The sequence below is a fragment of the uncultured Allobaculum sp. genome, assembly GCF_948576815.1.
In the GTDB taxonomy this organism is placed as follows: Bacteria; Bacillota_I; Bacilli_A; order Erysipelotrichales; family Erysipelotrichaceae; genus Allobaculum; species Allobaculum fili.
Map to the genome: position 1 here is coordinate 1 of NZ_CAPAEZ010000050.1, position 18,687 is coordinate 18,687.

15 protein-coding genes are annotated in these 18,687 nt (G+C 50.3%); 12 read left to right on the plus strand and 3 right to left on the minus strand.

The window, feature by feature from the left end; translation table 11 throughout:
* Positions 1 to 227: 227 nt before the first annotated feature.
* Entirely contained in the window at positions 228 to 1,478 is a 1,251-nt protein-coding gene (locus tag Q2J39_RS07655) for a lipopolysaccharide biosynthesis protein (protein ID WP_288339895.1), read from the minus strand.
* A 613-nt stretch (positions 1,479 to 2,091) separates the two neighbouring features.
* Between Q2J39_RS07655 and rfbF the strand changes: the two genes are divergently transcribed.
* The 8 genes from rfbF to Q2J39_RS07695 all read left to right on the plus strand — a co-directional run bounded on the left by rfbF (position 2,092) and on the right by Q2J39_RS07695 (position 12,165).
* The gene (rfbF, locus tag Q2J39_RS07660; protein ID WP_288339893.1) at positions 2,092 to 2,868 is read left to right on the plus strand and encodes a glucose-1-phosphate cytidylyltransferase; all 777 of its coding nucleotides are present in this window, start codon (positions 2,092 to 2,094) and stop codon (positions 2,866 to 2,868) included.
* On the plus strand, positions 2,847 to 3,917 hold the full coding sequence (gene rfbG / locus Q2J39_RS07665; protein ID WP_288339891.1) for a CDP-glucose 4,6-dehydratase: 1,071 nt from the start codon (positions 2,847 to 2,849) through the stop codon (positions 3,915 to 3,917). Before rfbF ends, rfbG begins: the two co-directional genes overlap by 22 nt.
* Entirely contained in the window at positions 3,917 to 5,287 is a 1,371-nt protein-coding gene (rfbH, locus tag Q2J39_RS07670; RefSeq protein ID WP_288339889.1) for a lipopolysaccharide biosynthesis protein RfbH, read from the plus strand. Before rfbG ends, rfbH begins: the two co-directional genes overlap by 1 nt.
* A 10-nt stretch (positions 5,288 to 5,297) precedes the next feature.
* The gene (locus tag Q2J39_RS07675) at positions 5,298 to 6,245 is read left to right on the plus strand and encodes an NAD(P)-dependent oxidoreductase (RefSeq protein WP_288339887.1); all 948 of its coding nucleotides are present in this window, start codon (positions 5,298 to 5,300) and stop codon (positions 6,243 to 6,245) included.
* Positions 6,232 to 7,212 (plus strand): glycosyltransferase family 2 protein, encoded by a 981-nt coding sequence (locus Q2J39_RS07680; RefSeq protein WP_288339885.1) that lies wholly within the window; start codon positions 6,232 to 6,234, stop codon positions 7,210 to 7,212. The genes Q2J39_RS07675 and Q2J39_RS07680 overlap by 14 nt, the downstream gene beginning before the upstream one ends.
* A gap of 129 nt (positions 7,213 to 7,341) precedes the next feature.
* A complete protein-coding gene (locus Q2J39_RS07685; RefSeq protein ID WP_288339883.1) occupies positions 7,342 to 9,177 on the plus strand; it encodes a thiamine pyrophosphate-binding protein in 1,836 nt (611 codons plus the stop codon).
* 151 nt (positions 9,178 to 9,328) lie between these two features.
* A complete protein-coding gene (locus Q2J39_RS07690) occupies positions 9,329 to 11,128 on the plus strand; it encodes a hypothetical protein (protein ID WP_288339881.1) in 1,800 nt (599 codons plus the stop codon).
* A 107-nt stretch (positions 11,129 to 11,235) separates the two neighbouring features.
* On the plus strand, positions 11,236 to 12,165 hold the full coding sequence (locus tag Q2J39_RS07695; protein WP_288339879.1) for a glycosyltransferase: 930 nt from the start codon (positions 11,236 to 11,238) through the stop codon (positions 12,163 to 12,165).
* 195 nt (positions 12,166 to 12,360) lie between these two features.
* On the opposite strand, the gene brnQ is transcribed toward Q2J39_RS07695, so the two are convergent.
* Positions 12,361 to 13,446 carry a branched-chain amino acid transport system II carrier protein gene (brnQ, locus tag Q2J39_RS07700; RefSeq protein WP_288339877.1) on the minus strand — a complete coding sequence of 362 codons (1,086 nt, stop codon included), beginning with the start codon at positions 13,444 to 13,446 and terminating at the stop codon, positions 12,361 to 12,363.
* A 217-nt stretch (positions 13,447 to 13,663) separates the two neighbouring features.
* Here brnQ and Q2J39_RS07705 point away from each other — a divergent pair, with 217 nt between their 5' ends.
* A complete protein-coding gene (locus Q2J39_RS07705) occupies positions 13,664 to 14,383 on the plus strand; it encodes a hypothetical protein (protein WP_288339875.1) in 720 nt (239 codons plus the stop codon).
* 257 nt (positions 14,384 to 14,640) lie between these two features.
* On the opposite strand, the gene Q2J39_RS07710 is transcribed toward Q2J39_RS07705, so the two are convergent.
* A complete protein-coding gene (locus Q2J39_RS07710) occupies positions 14,641 to 15,792 on the minus strand; it encodes a M20 family metallopeptidase (RefSeq protein ID WP_288339873.1) in 1,152 nt (383 codons plus the stop codon).
* A 218-nt stretch (positions 15,793 to 16,010) separates the two neighbouring features.
* Between Q2J39_RS07710 and lysA the strand changes: the two genes are divergently transcribed.
* The 3 genes from lysA to Q2J39_RS07725 all read left to right on the plus strand — a co-directional run bounded on the left by lysA (position 16,011) and on the right by Q2J39_RS07725 (position 18,651).
* Positions 16,011 to 17,315, plus strand: a complete 1,305-nt coding sequence (gene lysA / locus Q2J39_RS07715) for a diaminopimelate decarboxylase (protein ID WP_288339871.1) — start codon at positions 16,011 to 16,013, stop codon at positions 17,313 to 17,315.
* Between the two features lie 37 nt (positions 17,316 to 17,352).
* Positions 17,353 to 18,210, plus strand: a complete 858-nt coding sequence (dapF, locus tag Q2J39_RS07720) for a diaminopimelate epimerase (protein WP_230266542.1) — start codon at positions 17,353 to 17,355, stop codon at positions 18,208 to 18,210.
* Between the two features lie 96 nt (positions 18,211 to 18,306).
* Positions 18,307 to 18,651 carry a GNAT family N-acetyltransferase gene (locus Q2J39_RS07725; RefSeq protein WP_288339869.1) on the plus strand — a complete coding sequence of 115 codons (345 nt, stop codon included), beginning with the start codon at positions 18,307 to 18,309 and terminating at the stop codon, positions 18,649 to 18,651.
* Positions 18,652 to 18,687 lie beyond the last annotated feature (36 nt).

Genomic DNA, 18,687 nt, shown 5'->3' on the forward strand with positions numbered 1-18,687 from the left:
AGGAACTAACCTGATTTGTAAGTGAGCTTGTGAAGCTTAAGTGAACAGCATTGAGAAAATCCGTATAAAAAAAGGGCTGCATTCGAAACAAATGCGTTTGAATGCAGCCCAGTGTTTGTTGTGAGTTTTCTGGATATTGGGAGGTTTTGTTTTTTATCCCTGAAGGTAAATCTCACCGTTATATGGAAGACGTTTGAAAGGAAGCTTTTCTGGAAGAGCGCTGAAGGCTATCCTTTGACCTGTTCTTTTACAGGTGCCGTTTTGAGATCTTTTAAGATGACAGTCAGCTGCCAGAGCGAGGAGGCCAGAAGTCCGGCAATCATGGAAAAGACGGATCCGGATAATCCCCACAGCTGAACAAACGGGAAAACACAGACCGTTGTCAGAAGGGCAGCCAGAAGCGAAGAGTAGAGGACGTGCTTAATTTTGTGGAAGGAAATGAGCAGAGAACTGAAGAACGTGTGGAATGTCAGCAGACCGGATGCGAGGATGGTCGGCTGCAGCAGATACATGTAGTCGAGAATCTGCGCTCCAAATACAAGTTCGAACACCCAGTTTCCAATCCATGCAGCCGCCAGACAGATTACAGCGACCATAGCGGCGATACCGCCAGAGAGGTAAATCAGTTTGGACTGAATGGCTTTATATTTTCTGTTCAGGTAATTGGAAGAAAGTTCTGGAATAATCGTAACGAACACAGAGTTCATGAATGTGCTCAGAACGGAAATGATGATGGTGACGGAAGAATAGCCGCCCAGAATCGTCTGTCCATACTGCTTTTCCACAAGGAATCGAGTAATGAAGTTCAGATACGGAACAAGCGCTGTGTAGAGCATGAGTGGCCAGCACTGCAGCAGGATCTGCCGGACGCTTGAGGTCGGCGCTTTATCCGAAAGGTTCAGGCATTTTTTAAGCCGCGGGAAATCGAATACCAGAAGGATGACAAAATAGATCCCTGTCATCAGAGCAAGGGTGACAGTCAGCGATTTGGTAAACCAGAGAACCGTACCGAAGACGATAAGCGTCAGCAGACCTTTCAGGCAGAGAGAATAAAGAATGGAACGGTACCGATCGCTTTTCTGATAAAATGAAAAGGTCAGATCGGACAGGGTTTCTCCGGTTTTGTAAATCATATAGATCAGACTGCATACGAGAGCTTCCTGGCCGAGCCGCAGAAAAGGAACAATGACCAGGAATAAAATCAGAGACAGAAGAATAGCCGAGAACCATGCCTTTAAATAGGTCTTGTCCGAATATTTTCCTTCTACGTCCGAAACTTGAAAGTTTCGAAGTCCAAAAAGAGAAATACAGGCAAAAATATTCGTTACGGACAGGACGAGTGAAAAAATACCAGCGTCACGCAGTCCTCCAATTCTGGCGACCAGAATGGTCAGAAGATACTGGCAGGCAAAATAGACCAGGGTTCCAGCCGAATTGTAAAAGGTGTTTGCAGCCTGAACAGATTGTTTTGATTTCATATAAACTTTCCTCTATTGGATTTATAGATTAGATAAAAAACACATAGCCATGCGCTTTATTCTTTCCTTAAATCTGACGAAAAGCATCAGACCGGGATGAGTTTCCAGAAAAAGAAAAAACCTGTTCCGGTCCGCAGAACAGCATGACTTGAAGAAGACGCCAGACCATCATTTTCCAGAACTGGAAATGAGCCGACTCATAATCTCGATTCCAAATACTACCATACAGAGAATCGGAATCCTGAAAAAATGCAAGCGCTGAATCGGCATTATAAACGCAGTCAATAATGATTAGTGGATAAAGTAAGGCCATAGTGAATAAAATATATGGGCTTAAAAAATAACGTCGATTCATTATACATACTGCCCAAAGAAGGATGGGCATATATTTTGACACTGGTCCCGAAAATTGACCTTTTTAGATTGACTGCTTAATCTAAAGGGCGAAACTGCGTTTTATGCAGTTTTGTGAGATGGCAATCTGCCAGACTTTGCGAAGATAAGGCTGAAGTGAATCCGATACAGAATTGCAGCGAACTTGATGACTTTTATTTTGTATCCCCAACCCGGATTTCAGCCAGTAAACGAGAAGATCAGGAAAAAGGAGATACATATGAAGGTTGTTATATTAGCCGGCGGATTTGGAACTCGAATCAGTGAAGAATCGTATCTGAAGCCAAAGCCAATGGTAGAAATCGGCGGCATGCCGATCCTCTGGCACATCATGAAATATTTTTATCACTTTGGATTCGATGACTTCATCATTTGCCTCGGCTACAAAGCCCATAAGGTAAAAGAGTTCTTTTCGGATTATTTTCTTTACACCTCCGATGTCAGCTACGACTTCAAAACGGGAGAACAGACCTTTTTTGACAGCACAGCTGAACCCTGGAAAGTTACACTGATCGATACCGGTCTGAATACGATGACCGGAGGAAGACTGAAGCGCATTCGTGAGTATCTGGGCGACGAGCCTTTTCTCATGACCTACGGCGACGGTGTTTCCGATGTAGATCTGAATGCACTGATTCAGAGTCATAAAGACAGCCATAAGCTCGCAACTATTACCGCCGTACTCCCCGGCGGCCGTTTTGGCGTTCTGGACATTGACCAGGGCGGCGAAGTCCACAGTTTCCGCGAAAAATCGGTTAAGGACGGCGGCTGGATCAACGGCGGCTTCATGGTCCTCGATCCCAAGGTGATTGATTACATCGACGGGGATTCGACAACTCTGGAAAAGGAACCGTTTGAGCGTATCTGCGAAGAAGGCCAGATGAATGCGTATAAGCATCCTGGATTCTGGCAGTGCATGGATACGATGAAGGATAAGGAAAAGCTGGAAAGCTTGCTGAGCAAAGGAGAAGCCCCATGGAAAGTCTGGATGGATTAAAAAAGTTTTACGCAGGCAGGAAAGTTCTACTGACCGGTCATACAGGCTTTAAGGGCTCCTGGCTGTCCAAGATGCTCCTTGAGCTCGGTGCGGAAGTCACCGGGATCGCTCTTGAACCGCCGACAAACCCGGCTCTGTTTGATCTGATGGGACTCGATAAGCAGATGGACAGCCGGATCTGCGACATTCGGGATCTCAAGAAAATGAAAGAGATCTTCAGAGAAAAGCAGCCTGAAATTGTCATTCATCTGGCCGCTCAGCCGATCGTTCTCGATTCCTACAAGGAACCGGTATACACCTATGAAACCAACGTAATGGGTACAGTGAATCTGATGGAGTGCGTAAGACAGACTCCATCGGTGAAATCGGTACTGAACGTTACGACCGATAAAGTTTATGAAAACAGGGAATGGGAATGGGGTTATCGTGAAATCGATCGCCTTAACGGCTATGACCCCTATTCCAACAGCAAGTCCTGTTCGGAACTGGTAACGGACAGCTATAAGAAGTCTTTTCTGAAAGAAATGGGCATCGCGGTGTCTACCGCCCGCGCCGGAAACGTCATTGGAGGCGGTGATTTTGCCAATTTCCGCATTATTCCCGACTGCGTTCGTTCGGCTCTGAACGGAGAAGTCATTGATGTCCGCAATCCGAATTCCATTCGGCCCTATCAGCACGTGCTTGAACCGCTCTATGCCTACCTGGTGATTGCCAAAAAGCAGATGGAAGAGCCAGAGCTGAGCGGAAATTATAATATCGGGCCCGAAGAAAGCGACTGCCTGACGACCGGCGAACTTGCGGATATTTTCTGTCGCGCCTGGAACGAAGGCGCTTCGTGGCAGACTAAAAGCATGAACACACCGCATGAAGCCAACTTCCTGAAGCTGGACTGCTCAAAACTGAAACGCACATTTGAATGGAAACCGCGATGGGATGCCAGAACAGCTGTTGAAAAAACGGTTGAATGGTCGAAACAATGGCGGGACGGGAAGGATCTGAATGAAGTGACTTCCGCTCAGATTCTTGAATTTTTAAAGGAGACCCACTGATGTTTGAAAATAAAAATGAACAGCAGGCAAGAGAAGAAATCCTTGCTGCGGTGAAGGAGTACGCGACCCGCTACCATAACCAGAACAGCAATTTCCATCCAGGGGATCGGATTTCCTACGCTTCGCGCGTCTACGATGACCGAGAAATGGTAAATCTGGTAGACAGCGCGCTGGAATTCTGGCTGACAGCGGGACGGTATACCGATCAGTTCGAAGAAAAGCTTGGTGAGTATCTGGGCGTTCGCTATGTAGCGCTCGTCAATTCTGGATCGAGTGCCAACCTTCTGGCCTTCATGACCCTGACTTCGCCTCTGCTGGGCGATCGAGCCATTAAACGCGGCGATGAAGTCATCACCGTTGCCGCCGGCTTCCCGACAACCGTTGCACCGATGATTCAGTACGGCGCCGTACCTGTTTTTGTCGATGTAACGATCCCTGGCTACAATATCGACACGGATCAGCTGGAAGCGGCGCTTTCGGATAAAACCAAAGCCGTCATGCTCGCGCATACGCTGGGAAATCCGTTTAATCTGGAAAAGGTAAAGGATTTCTGCGATAAGCATCACCTCTGGCTCATCGAAGACAACTGTGACGCTCTGGGCTCCACATACAACTACCATGGAACCGAACGGTTCACCGGAACGATCGGCGATATTGGAACCTCGAGCTTTTACCCGCCTCACCACATGACGATGGGCGAAGGCGGTTCGGTGTATACCAACAATCCGGTTTTAAGCAAAATCATGTTCTCCATGCGGGACTGGGGAAGAGACTGCATCTGCAAGTCCGGCCAGGACAACCGCTGCCATCACCGCTTTGACCGGCAGTATGGAGAACTGCCTTTAGGCTATGATCACAAATACGTGTATTCCCATTTCGGCTACAACCTGAAAGCGACCGATATGCAGGCTGCTGTAGGCGTTGCCCAGCTCGAAAAAATGCCGGAATTTGCGAAACGCCGCCGCGAAAACTTCAAGTATCTCAGCGAACGTCTGCAGGATCTTTCGAATGAACTGATTTTGCCGGTGGCTACCGAGAAGTCCGATCCAAGCTGGTTCGGCTTCCTGATGACGGTAAAAGATCCGGAAGACCGCAATAAACTGGTGCAGTTCCTGGAAGGCCGCGGCATTCAGACCCGTGCGCTTTTTGCCGGCAATCTGATTAAGCATCCCGCTTTTGACGAAATGCGCAGAACGCAGGAAGGCTATCGCGTGATCGGCGATCTGAAAAATACGGACCGCATCATGGAAGAAACGTTCTGGATTGGCGTATATCCGGGAATGACAGAAGAAAAACTGGATTACATGGCACAGTCCATTCACGACTACTTCGCGCAGAAAAAGGCTGACGCTCAGAAAGAAAACGCGTAGACGCCCGCGTATGGAACTGAAAAAAGTCATTATTTCCGGCGCGACGGGAATGATCGGCCTGGCTCTGATTCGTCAGTTTCTGAAACGAAATATTCCGGTAACGGTCATTGCCAATCCGGATTCGAAACGGCTCAGCCGGATTCCGCAGAGTCCGCTGGTACAGATCGTAAAATGCAGACTTTCTGAATTAGACAGTCTGACCGAACGACTGGAGCCTGATTATTCCGCGTTTCTCGACTTAGCCTGGGCAGGTACGACCGGACAGGAAAGAAACGATATTTTCCTTCAGAGCCAGAACATTGAATACGCTGCCGACGCGGTGCGCCTGGCAAAGAACCTGAACTGTCATACCTTTGTCGGGACAGGTTCTCAGGCGGAATATGGCCTACACAGTCAGATCCTGAGAGCCGATACGCCCTGCTTTCCCGTAACGGGATATGGGATCGCCAAACTGGCTGCCGGCCAGCTCACCCGACTGTACTGCACGCAAAATCAGATGCGCTGCTTCTGGTTTCGAATTCTGAGTGCCTATGGCCCATACGATCAGCCCAATTCTGTGGTCATGAGCAGCCTGAAGAAAATGCGAAAAAACGAAAAGGCGGAATATACGCCTGGAGAGCAGTTCTGGAATTTCATCTACTGCGATGATGTGGCCGAGATTATGATTCGTGCCATCGAAGGCGATCAGCCCGGCGACGTGTATCCGTTAGGCAGCGATGAAACACGAAAACTGAAAGACTCCATTGAAATGATGAAAGCCGTCAGCCAGTCTGGATCTGAGCTGGAGTTTGGGGCAGTGCCTTACGGCCCCATGCAGATCATGCATCTGGAAGCGGATGTGGAACCGCTGAAAAAAGATTTTGGATATACCCGATTCACAGGCTTTGAAGAAGGCGTCAAAAAGACTGTGGAATGGATGGAAGAACAGGAAGAAGGCAGGGAAAATGAGCAGAAATAAAGATCATCAAAAAAAAATCAGTGTAGTTATCCCTTGCTATAACGAAGAAGAAAACGTGATTCCTATTTCGCAGGCGGTAATTGATGAATTTGCCAGTGCGCTTCCAGACTACGATTACGAAATTCTGTTTATCGATAACTGCTCCACGGATACGACCCGGGAAAAGCTCAGAGTGCTGTGCAAAGGCAATCCAAAAATCAAGGCGATTCTGAACGCGAAAAACTTTGGCCAGTTTAATTCGCCCTATTACGGAATTCTGCAGTCTACCGGCGATGCTACCATCTGCCTGTGTGCAGATTTCCAGGATCCGGTCGACATGATTCCCGTTTTCGTGAAGAACTGGGAAGACGGTCATGATATCGTCTGCGGCATCAAGACGCAGTCGGAAGAAAACAAATTCATTCGCATACTGCGGACCATCTACTACAAGATGATCAAGAAGATGTCGAATGTAGAACAGATCGAGCACTTTACGGGATTCGGTCTGTATGATAAAAGCTTTGTAAATACCCTGCGCAATCTGAAAGATCCCACGCCGTTTCTGCGCGGAATTGTCGCTGAACTGGGACCAAAACGAAAAGATGTTCCCTATACCCAGGCAAAGCGAAAAGCGGGAAAAACTCATAACAACTGGTATTCCCTTTACGATGCCGCCATGCTCAGCTTTACTTCCTATACGAAAGTCGGCCTGCGCATTGCGACAATCGGCGGTTTCATTATCGCCATGCTGAGCTTTATCGTCGGTCTGGTGTATCTGATTCTGAAGCTGTGCAACTGGAACAACTTTTCCGCGGGAATGACTCCCGTACTGCTGGGCGTATTTTTCTTTGGCTCTCTGCAGCTGTTCTTTATCGGACTGGTCGGAGAGTACATTATGTCTATGAATATACGCATTATGAATCGTCCTCTTGTCGTAGAAGAGGAACGTCTAAATTTCCCGGCGCCCGAGAAAAGCGCCGAAAACTGAGCGTCTTCATTTGAATCCGAGCGGTTTGTGAACGTTCAGTAAGAACTTCAGAAACCCAGACTTAACGAAGACGCGAGCTCTCTCGATAAAAATTAAAAACTCGAGAAAAGCTACGAAGGGAGAACGATTATGAAGAAGAGAATAGCGGATTATGTAGCCGATTTTCTTGTGGATCATGGCGTTACCGATGTATTCAGCGTTGTCGGCGGCGGAGCCATGCATCTCAATGATGCGCTCGGCCATAAGGAAGGTCTCCACACGACCTACAACCATCACGAACAGGCGTGTGCGATTGCCGCAGAAGCCTATGCGCGTCTGGAAAATAAGATTGCGGCGGTCTGCGTAACGACCGGTCCAGGCGGAACCAACGCACTGACCGGCGTACTGGGCGGATGGCTGGATTCGATTCCGATGTTTATTATTAGCGGTCAGGTCCGCTATGACACCACCGCTCGCTATGCGCAGCAGTTTACCGGAACGCCGCTTCGAGCTTTAGGCGATCAGGAATATGACATTACCAGGGCGGTTCAGGCGATGACCAAGTATGCAGTCATGCTCGAAGACCCCATGAAAATCCGCTATGTGCTGGAAAAAGCCTGGCATCTGGCGACCACTGGCCGTCCAGGTCCTGTATGGATCGATATTCCTCTGAACTTTCAGGGAATGACCATCGAAACGGACGATCTGGAAGGCTATGATCCAGCTGAGGATGACGCCGCTCTCCCTCCTGCCGTTTCGGAAGAAACGGTGGATGAAATCATCGAAAAAATTAAAAAGGCCAAACGGCCTGTTTTTCATGCCGGATACGGCATTCGCCTGTCTGACGGGTACGACAAGTTCCGGGAAGCGGCAGAAAAACTCGGCATTCCGGTCGTTACCTACTGGAACGCCGTTGATCTGATGGAAGATGACAATCCGCTCAACGCCGGACGTGCCGGAAACATGGGCGATCGACCTGGAAACTGGGCGATTCAGAACGCCGATCTGATTCTGGCGGTTGGAACCCGTATTTCCATTCGTCAGGTGGGCTACAACTGGAAAACGTGGGCACGTGAAGCGGAAGTCATCATGGTGGATATTGATCCGGCCGAAATGAAAAAGCCGACGATTCATGTGGAGCAGCCAGTCTGGGCTGACGCTAAGGACTTTTTGACCAGACTGTCCGATCGTCTCGATGTGAAGGACAGCGGCGATCACAGCGAGTGGTTAAAAACGACCCAGAGCTGGAGAAAGAACTATCCGGTTGTTCAGGAAAAACACTGGAAAGAAAACGGACGAACCGCCAATGTGTACGCGTTCATTCAGTACCTCTCCAGTCAGCTCCCGGAAAATTCGCTCACCGCGGTTTCCAACGGTGCGTGCTGCGTTGTCGGCAATCAGGCATACGTTATTCAGAAAGGCAGCCGCATGCATAACAACAGCGCAGTTGCCAGCATGGGTTACGGACTGCCCGCCGCAATTGGTACATGCATCAGCGGCGGAAAACGCGATACCATCTGTCTGGAAGGCGATGGAAGCGTCATGATGAATCTGCAGGAACTGCAGACGATCATCACGAATAAACTGCCCATCAAGCTCTTCCTGATTAATAACGAAGGCTATCAGTCCATCCGGATTACGCAGAACAATCTGTTCTCCAACCACTGCAAAGTGGGAATCGGTCCGGAATCGCACGATCTTTCCTTCCCGGAATACAAAAAGCTCGCCGAAGCTTTTGGCTACCCCTACATTTCTGCGCATTCCAACGCAGAAATGAAAGAAGCGGTTCAGAAAGCGCTGAGCATGGAAGGCCCTGTCTTTACCGAAATCTTCACCAATACCGATCAGGTGTGGGAACCGAAGAGTGCGACAAAGCGTCTGGAAGACGGTACGCTTGTTTCGCCTCCACTCGAAGATCTGGCTCCGTTCCTTCCGCGTGAAGAACTGGAGAACATCATGATCGTCGACATGGTAGACGAAGGCTAGTTTCTAAAGTAAGACAAAATTGTGAATGAAAGCAGCAGGCTGCACGGAGCAATCCGGTTGGCTGATACCCTGCTGCTTGTTTTTTGCGGTCAGAGCCCAAAATGCCGGATGTTCCGAGGCCTGACCAGCCAAACGCTAAGGAGGATGGGCAATGCAGACCCTAACCATTCGATATTCAAGAGTCAGGCCATGGGCTTTAGCTTTTCTGGCGGTTCCGGTTCTGATCTTTTTCCTCTCTTATCTCAAGCTGTATATCGGCGTAATTTTAAGCGTCATCCTGGGGTTTCTGTACGTCTGGATTATATGCAAACCGGTAAAAAAAGAAAAAACGATTGAAATCTCCTGGATGGTCCTGGTGATCCTGTTTCTTCTGATCCTGCTGTGGTGCTATCTGGGCGGACTGGGAAACATGTTTTATCAGACTTCGGACTGGAATGAGCGAAACGCGATATTCCGCGATCTGATCGAATACGACTGGCCGGTCTACTATCCCGCAACCAATACCATGCTCACCTATTACACCGGGCTGTGGCTGGTGTCGGCTGTTTTTGGAAAAATGGCCTTTCTGGTGACTGGATCGCTCAGTCAGGGCTTTGCGATCGGCAACGTGCTCCTGCTGTTCTGGACTGCCGCCGGCATCTTCCTCACCTGGCTGATGATGCTTTTGTGGATCGGTGCTAAATCCAATAAGGCATTTTTCTTAATCTTCTTCATTCTGGTCATTTTCAGCGGTCTCGATTTTTTGGGAACGTTTATGCTGGACGGCTCCTGGGAAACGATTCTTTCCTCGAAGCATCTGGAATGGTGGGCTACCCCGTATCAGTTCAGCTCCAATACGACCCAGCTGTTCTGGGTGTTTAACCAAGCCATTCCAGCCTGGGTGGCCACGCTGATTTTCATGAATGAAGATACCTGTTCCAACTACGCGTTCCTGATTGGAGTTCTTCTGCTTTCTGCCTCTTTGCCGAGTGTCGGTCTTGGTCTGCTTCTGGTGGCCAACGCCCTGGTCATGATGGGAAAAGCCGTTTCGCAAAAGAAAGCGGGCGCGTATTTCAGAGAACTGTTTTCGCTCTCCAATATCGTCTCCTTCATTTTCGTGGTAATTCCGGTCGGTCTGTATCTGATGGCCAATTCGGCGTTTGAAAAAACGATGGACGGCACGTCTGAAGGCGTGGATCCCACGCTCTTTACGATCAATGCCAAATCGGAATACCTGCTGGTCATGATTGTGATCGCTGCGGTCGTATTTGGCGTTCTGCTCTGGCGGTTTAAAAAGCGCAGAGAAAACAAAGCTATTACTTTTCTGGTTCCATCGTTCTTCCTTCTCGTTTTGTTTGCGGCCGTTTCCGCCTTCAGTCCGAACGTGGAATTTAAGCGCTACGTGCTGTTTCTGCTGCTCGAAGTCGGCATCTACTGGATCTTCCTGATTCCCCAGGACTACAGCAACCCGCTGTTTTATCTGATCGCAGCAAGCTTCATTCTCTATCCGTCCATTCGCGTCGGCATTGGTTCGGATTTCTGCATGCGCGCCACCATTCCGCCGCTGATGATTTTGTGTACGCTCTGTGCGCAGAGTCTGGTGAACTGGCAGGCCCATGGCCGCTCCCGCCGCTATCCAAAAGTGAAAACCGTCTGCAATATCGGTTTGAGCGTGACGCTTCTGATCGGCGCAGCAACGCCGGCGGTCGAAGTGGTCCGCGGCATTTATTACGTCGCGCAGGCCGGTCGTCAGGATCTGACCTATGACGAAATCAAGACGCTGAATCAGTATCATTCGTCCGGCGGCATTTACGGAAACTTCGTTTCCGATACGTACCAGAATTCACTGTTCTTTAAATATCTGGCAAAAGAAAATCCGGCTGAAGTGATGGACCGTCGGCTGGATGCCCAGATGCCCGCGTTTCATACGCCTTCTTCAGAAGCGGAAACTTCGCAGGCTGACGGCCAGTAAATCGAAGACAAATCCGGCGCAGCCGGTACATACGCATTTTCTGCAATCGAAAATCATAAGCGGCAGGCGTCCTTTCATTTGGACTTCCGCCCTGGAAAGGAAAATTTATGGAGAAACGTTTGGATGTATCCATCGTGCTAGTCACATTTAACCGCCTGAACGATCTGAAAAAAACGCTGAAGGCCTGGAGCCAGCAGACACTTACACCGGCACGACTGATTGTTGTCGATAACAAGAGTACAGACGGAACCGATGAATTTCTGCGCGGCTGGCTGAAAGAAGATACGCCGTTTGAAAAGGAAGTTCTCTTTCCGCCGGAAAACATCGGTGGAAGCGGCGGCTTTTACGAAGGCATGAAACGCGCACTCGAGCATGAATCTGGGTGGGTGTTTGTCGCTGATGATGACGCGGTTCCGGCAGAGACTATGCTGGAAAAGCTGAATGACTATATCGAAAAGCACCCTGCTGAAATGGCCGATACCGTAGCCGTAACCAGCGGTGTCTATAACGTGGATCATTTCTCCGGCATTCACCGCTGCCGCATTAAAAAGTCGATTCTGGGTTATGTCGAATCGCCGGTTCCGGAAGAAGAGTATTCCAAAGAATCGTTTGAAATTGATATCTACTCGTTTGTCGGCACGATGATGAAGTCTTCCGCACTTAAAAAAGCGGGTCTTCCGCGAAAAGAGTTCTTCATTTATAACGATGACTACGAACACGCCCTTCGCGTCGGCAAACTGGGAAAAATGGTCTGTGTTCCCGCATCCGTGATGTATCATGTGGACAATCTGACCAACGATGAAATTCCCTCATGGCGAGACTATTACGGAACCCGCAACGCGGTCATTATGCACCGTGAACATTTCGGATTTTTTGGCGGCCTGACGCGTTCCGCCAGACGAATCGGCATCGCGCTCATTCGCCACAATCCAACGAAGATCAAGATCATCTGGACCGGAATACGGGACGGCTATAAAGGCAAAGGCGGTCTCCATCCGATCTATCGACCAGGCTGGACGCCGGAAAAAGGACACTAAATCTGCAGAGTTTCAAAAGAGCTTTTGCAGACACCGCCCTGTGAGAAATCAAAGCAGTGAAACGAAGAAAACGGTCTCTTATCTCCCCTTCTGTTTTTCAGAAGAACGGGGATAAGAGACCGTTTTGATTTTGAAGTTCAAGGGCAGTCCGCCCGACAGGCCGTCAAAAAAGCCGACGGGGAAGGCGGCTGCGTTTTAGCTGTTTTTGGCTTTCAGAGACTTGTGAACGGAATTGTACGGACCGATCGCAAGAATCAGGATTGCAATCGGGCAAATCCAGGAGAGCAGGGTTCCGGACCAGGAAAGGATGGAATCCAGACCGGTGCAGGCGACAACGGCGCCGGCAACGGTAAAGGTGATCAGCCAGGAACGGTAGGAAAGTTTGCCGAACGTTTCCTGGAAGTATTCCGCGCAGCAGGCGAGAAGACCGGAGCAGACGTTCAGGCAGGCGATCAGGAAGATCAGACCGGAAAGAATGCGTCCAAGGCTTCCCCAGGTCTGAGTAGCCGCGGCAGAAAGAATCTGCGCACCGTTTGTGAAGGAACCGAAGAGCACGCTGTTGCGAGACGAGCAAACCGCCAGAAGAATGTACACGAGAGCAAGAAGAATACCGGCGCAGACTGCGGAAAGCGCAAGCGCCTGATTTTTCTTCTTGATGTTCATTTTTTCGATGTTGGTCGTAATCAGAATGCCAAAGCAGAAGGCGGCCAGAATATCCATGGTCTGATAGCCTTCGTTCAGGCCGGTCCAGAAGGGGCTGTTCGCAAATGCGGCAGCCGGAGCGGAAACACTGGCTGGCGCAAACAGAAGCGGAATGCAGACGCAGAGGATCAGAATCAGAAGAATCGGGCCCATGATCTTGCCCAGAATATCCTTAAGCTTTCCGGGATGGACAGCCATGAAGTAGGCGGCAATAAAAAAGAGACAGATTGCCGCAATCTGAACGGGTCTGGCCGGAATCAGCCAGGACCACATTTCCATCGCGGTTCCGGCGGTACGCGGAATGGCGATGCATGGACCGATCAGTAAATAGACGATGGTCATGAAAATTGGACCGAGCGGATTCCAGATTTTGCTGATCATATTGGAAGCGGTCCGGTACGGGGCGATGATGCAGATGGAGACAACCGGCATGACCACACTGGTGACGAGCATGCCGCTTAAAGCCGGAACGAGAGCACTGCCTGCCTGCGCCCCAAGGTAGGGAGCAAAGATCAGGTTTCCGGCGCCGAAGAACATGGAAAACAAGGTGATTCCCAAAATCAAAATATCTTTAGTCATAGAAAAATTGTAGCATTCGAAGACAATTCCATACTTTTATAAGTGCATAAAGTACATCATCCAGACGAAAACGTATTCATATTTCGTTTGCCCCCTGCCAATTCACGAATTCCATGTTCTGCTACAATAAAATCCAAAGAGAAAGGCAGGCTGAAGGCCCCAGAACCTGTAAATAAGCCTTCAGAACAAGAGAACGATTTGCAGAAAGGAGCAATGTATGGAAACAGTTCCCTATAACAAGAAAATTTCCGACGCCATTCAGGATGTACTCGAAGGCGGAAACTGGAAATACGATTTTGATGAGATCAACGGAATGTTTACCCTGACGTTCGGGTCGTCTCATGGACTGAATTACGACATGCTCATCCTGACCGGAGAAAAAGATTTTGAAACGACCATGAGCTTCCCCGTCGGAACGGAACGAGACGATCTGGATCTTATTTCCACCATGGCGGAGTTCATCTGTCTGGTCAATTACGAGCGTCCTCGAAGCCTGTTCTTCTACCATCCGCAGCGCGGCGAGATCCGCTACCGGGAGCGGGTGAAGGTCAATCCATACAATCCGGAAAAGGAAAGCGTTCTGGCGAGTCTGGTCATGGCCATTGGAGAAATTCATTCCATTACGCCGGGGATTCTGGCGATCCTTTTTCAGGGTGCAACGGCAGAAGAAGCTCTGGCGATCATGGAAGCGGGCCACGATCTGGTATCCAGTTTCATGAACGCCCTCGAACATAACGCCACCGCGGAAGACTTCATTCTTTCCGATGAGACGGATTCCGAGGGAAATCCGAAAACCCCGCGCGCCTTTCGCTACGCGATCGATCTGAACACCGGGGAGTTCCTGAAAGGGGAATTCATCGACCCGGATGAAGAAGAGGAAGACGACGAGGAAGATCTGTTTAAGGACCCCGAAAGCTTCGATTCCTCGCTCAATTAGTACGGCGCAGATTGTACGGCGCAAAAGTCTGCATGCTGCAGCCGCTGGCTTTGTTGGGGTATTGCTTGAAAAACAGATTTACAATCGCGGGTGCGATATCCCAATCGATCCAGAGGATCGTCTGGAAGCCGTTCGGAATTAAAAAAGAAGCAGGATGCCCGCTGGACCGTATGGACTGGCGGGCATCTTCTGTATGCGCTCGGTTCAAGGGCGTGATTTATGTTTGGATTCCGGTGGGCGGCTTTCTGCAGAGAAACCTAGAGCGCGCTGTCTCGATCCGGAAAATGCAGGCGGGAGAGCGCTTCGAACAGATCGGCTCCGGCCAGGAGAAGGTCTTCCTCAAAGTCAAAGTGCGAATCGTGCAGTTCAATTCCGGTTCCCGTTCCGAGGAAAAAGAATACGCCGGGAACTTGCTGTAAATACCCGGAGAAATCTTCGGTAATGAGCTCTGGCTTCTCGAGAATCTGCAGGCTGGGAATCTCCTTTTCGATTGTCTGAAAAAGCGTGCGGTCATTGATTACTGCCGGGTAGCCGCTTGAAAAGGAAAGTTCGATCTGCACGCCGCGCTTCTGGCCGATTTTATGGCACAGATCTTCGATGGAATTTCGCAGAAAGTGATAATCTGCTTCTTCAAAGGCGCGCAGCGTGCCTTCCAGCACGCATTCTTCGGCTACCACATTGCGAATGCGTCCGCCTTCCATTTTCCCAAAGCGCAGCAGGCAGAACGAATCTTCCGGCATCGACGCCACAAGCGCGTAGGCCTGATTTAAAACATCCATGCAGGCTTCAATCGCATCGGCCCCTTCCTGAAACCTGGCAACGTGTGCGGCTTTGCCATGAATGGAAATCGTGACTTCACACGAGCGGGCCATCAGCGGGCCCGGACGGCTTGCTATGGCACCTTTTTCCAGCAGCGGCCAGAGATGCATGCCGAAAATGCGGTTCACGTGATACGTCTCGAGAAGCCCGCTTTCGACGATCGGCTTTGCGCCGCCTGGATTTTCTTCGCCGGGCTGAAAAATCAGAAGAACGTTCTGATCCAGATCGCGATAATAGCGTTCCAGCCGATGCGCGAACAGAAGCAGATTGCTCATATGGCCATCGTGTCCGCAGGCGTGCATGCGCCCTGGATACCGGCTTTGATACGGCTGACCCGTCTGTTCATTTACCGGAAGCGCGTCCATATCGCTGCGAAAGGCGATGGTACTTTCCTTGCCGGCATCAAAGAACGCTGCAACGGCGCAGGGAAGCGGATGCGTGATTTTACACGACAGATCGCTCAGCGCATTTTCGATGTAGGCACATGTCTTTGGAAGATCGAGTCCCAGTTCAGGAATCTGATGCAGATCGCGGCGCCACGTCCGGACCTGGGCGATTTCTTCCGCTCGAGTGAAATGTTTTATTGTCATGTAACAAGTGTATGAAACCTGTTTGAAAATGGGTTTCATAAAAACAAAACGGCTTCGGATTGTGGTGAATCCGGTTCAAATTCGCTACACTTCAACCATTCCCGAGCCGTTTTTAACAACGAAAGACGGGAAACTGCAGGGCGGTTTGCGGCAGGAAAAAGCCGGATTATGCAATACCGCAAACCGGCAAAATGGAAAAAGGAAAGGGAACGAATCCTATGAAAGAAGACGTATTTGCGCGGATTGAATCCGCCGATGGCGATGTGACGATTTCGGGCGTATCCGCTGCCGCTCTGGCAAAAGAATGCGGAACGCCGCTTTATATTTTCGATGAAACCGGCCTGGAACAGACGATGCAGGCGTATGTGAACGACTTTAAAAGCGATGAATTTGAGACCCGTGTGGTTTTCGCCTCCAAGGCGTTTTCCAATAAGGCGGTTTTAAAGCTCTGCGCTGAAAACGGACTGTATATCGACTCCGTTTCGCTGGGCGAAATTTACACGGCGAAAAGCGCCGGCATCGATTTGAGCACAATTTATTTTCACGGCAACAACAAAACGAAAAAGGAACTGCGCGCGGCGCTGGAATGGGGCGTAGGTACGCTGATTCTTGACGGTCTGGAAGAAGCGCAGACGCTCGTTTCGATCGCGTCGGAATACCCGGAACGGAACATGCGCGTTTTGCTGCGGATTAATCCGATTGTCGAAGCCGCCACCCACCATCACATTCAGACGGCCGCACCCGATTCGAAATTCGGCATCCCGATTACGATGGAAGAGCGAATTGTCGAAACGATCCGCACCGTCCAGCAGGCCGAAAATCTTCATTTTGCGGGTCTGCATGCGCACATCGGTTCTCAGATCTTTGAACTGGAGCCGTACGCGAAGGAAATTGAGGAATTCGCCGAATTCATGGTCGTTCTGAACGATCGCTATGGCATTGCGATCGAAGAAATCGATCTGGGCGGCGGTTTTGGCGTCTGGTATTCCGAAGCGGATACGCCAAACCCCATTGCCAAAACCTGCGCCTTTTTAATTGACGCCTGTCAGAAGACATTCACCCGCTGCGGCTTTATGCCCGAACGGGTGACCATTGAACCGGGCCGCTCCATTGTTGCGGAATCCGGCTATCTGCTCTATACGATTACCCGCATTAAACAGAGCCTGAAAAACCGTTTCTATCTCGTCGACGGCGGCATGTCCGATCTGATTCGACCGGCGCTTTACGATGCCCGCTACACAGCAAGCGTCGTCGGCGCACCCGAAGATGCCCCGACCAGCCTGGTCACGGTTGCCGGAAAATGCTGCGAAAGCGGCGATATCGTCATTCGCGATATTGAACTGCCTGAAGCGAAAGAAGACGATCTGCTTCTGATTTATACGGCCGGTGCCTACGGCATTTCCATGGCCAGCAACTATAACAAGCAGCCCTTCCCCGGCGTGGTCTTCGTCAAGGACGGAAACTGGCGCTATGTTCTGAAACCGCAAAGTCTTGAGGAAATGATCGCCCACGAGTGCGAATAATCTCCCAGTCGGACGGGATAGAAAGAAGGAACGGCGTATGGATGTACAGGTTTCGAAATACCATGGATGCGGCAACGATTTCATTTTGATTCGCGAAGAAGAAGCCGAACGCATCGACGATTTGCACGATTTTATCGTGCAGGTGTGCGATCGGCGCTTTGGCATCGGCGCGGACGGCCTGATGGTCGCCCGTACCCATCCGTTTTTCATGGAGTACTACAACCAGGACGGCTCCCGGGCCCCCATGTGCGGCAACGGAATCCGCTGCCTGACCTGTTTCCTGCGCGATCAGGGCTTGCTTGAACAGGCCGATTCGGTAACGATCGAAACGCTGGCTGGAACCAAGACTGTCGAAATCATCAGCCAGAAGCCGTTTCTGGCCCGCGTTGCCATGGGAAAGCCAATCGACGATCCTGAAGCCATTGGCGTTCATGTATCCGATCCGGACGCCCGCATTTACAACTGGCCGCTGTCGATTGGCGATCAGACGGTTTCGATTGATTCCTTTTTCATGTCGACCGTTCACACCCTCGTTTTTGATGAAAACGCCATGGGCGATATCGAAGCAAAAGGCCGCGCCATTTGCGAGCATCCGCTGTTTTCCGAAAAGACGAATGTCAACTTCATTCATGTCCTTTCGCCCGATCAGATCGAGATTCAGACGTTTGAGCGCGGCTGCGGGGTAACCCTGGCCTGCGGAACGGGCGCCTGTGCAAGCGTCATCGACGCCCATCGCAAAGGCCTCTGCGGCACAAGCGTGGATGTCAAACTTAAGCGCGGAGCGCTTCACATCGATATCGATGAAGAAGAGTCCGCCTGGATGACCGGACCGGCCGTCTGCGTGCTGGAAGGCACGTTTCACTGGATGCCTTCTGCCAAAAGCCCGATCGAATAAAGCGGAACGGGAACCGGAAGCAAGAGGGAAGAAAAAGCGGGACTGCCAGGAGAAAATGGCAAGGATCGATCGAATGGAAAGGATGGAAACCATCGCATGGAACTGAGAGCGTACACGCCTGCGGACTGCAGGGAAATGCTGGAATTGTTTTATGACACCGTCCATACGATCAACGCCCGAGACTATTCCCCCAAACAGCTCGATGTCTGGGCGACTGGAAAAGAAGATCCGCAAGCCTGGTGCCAGTCCTTTCTGGCGCATTACACGCTGGTGGCTGTGGAAAACGGGAAAATCGTCGGGTTTGGCGATATCGATTCGAGCGGCTATCTCGACCGCCTGTACGTGCATAAGGACAGACAGAATCAGGCCATTGCCAGCACGATCTGCGACCGGCTCGAACAGAGCGTCGACAAAACGATTACCGTTGTAAGCGTCAAATAAAAGACGGGTATTTTCTCGACCGCCTCCTTGGGATAA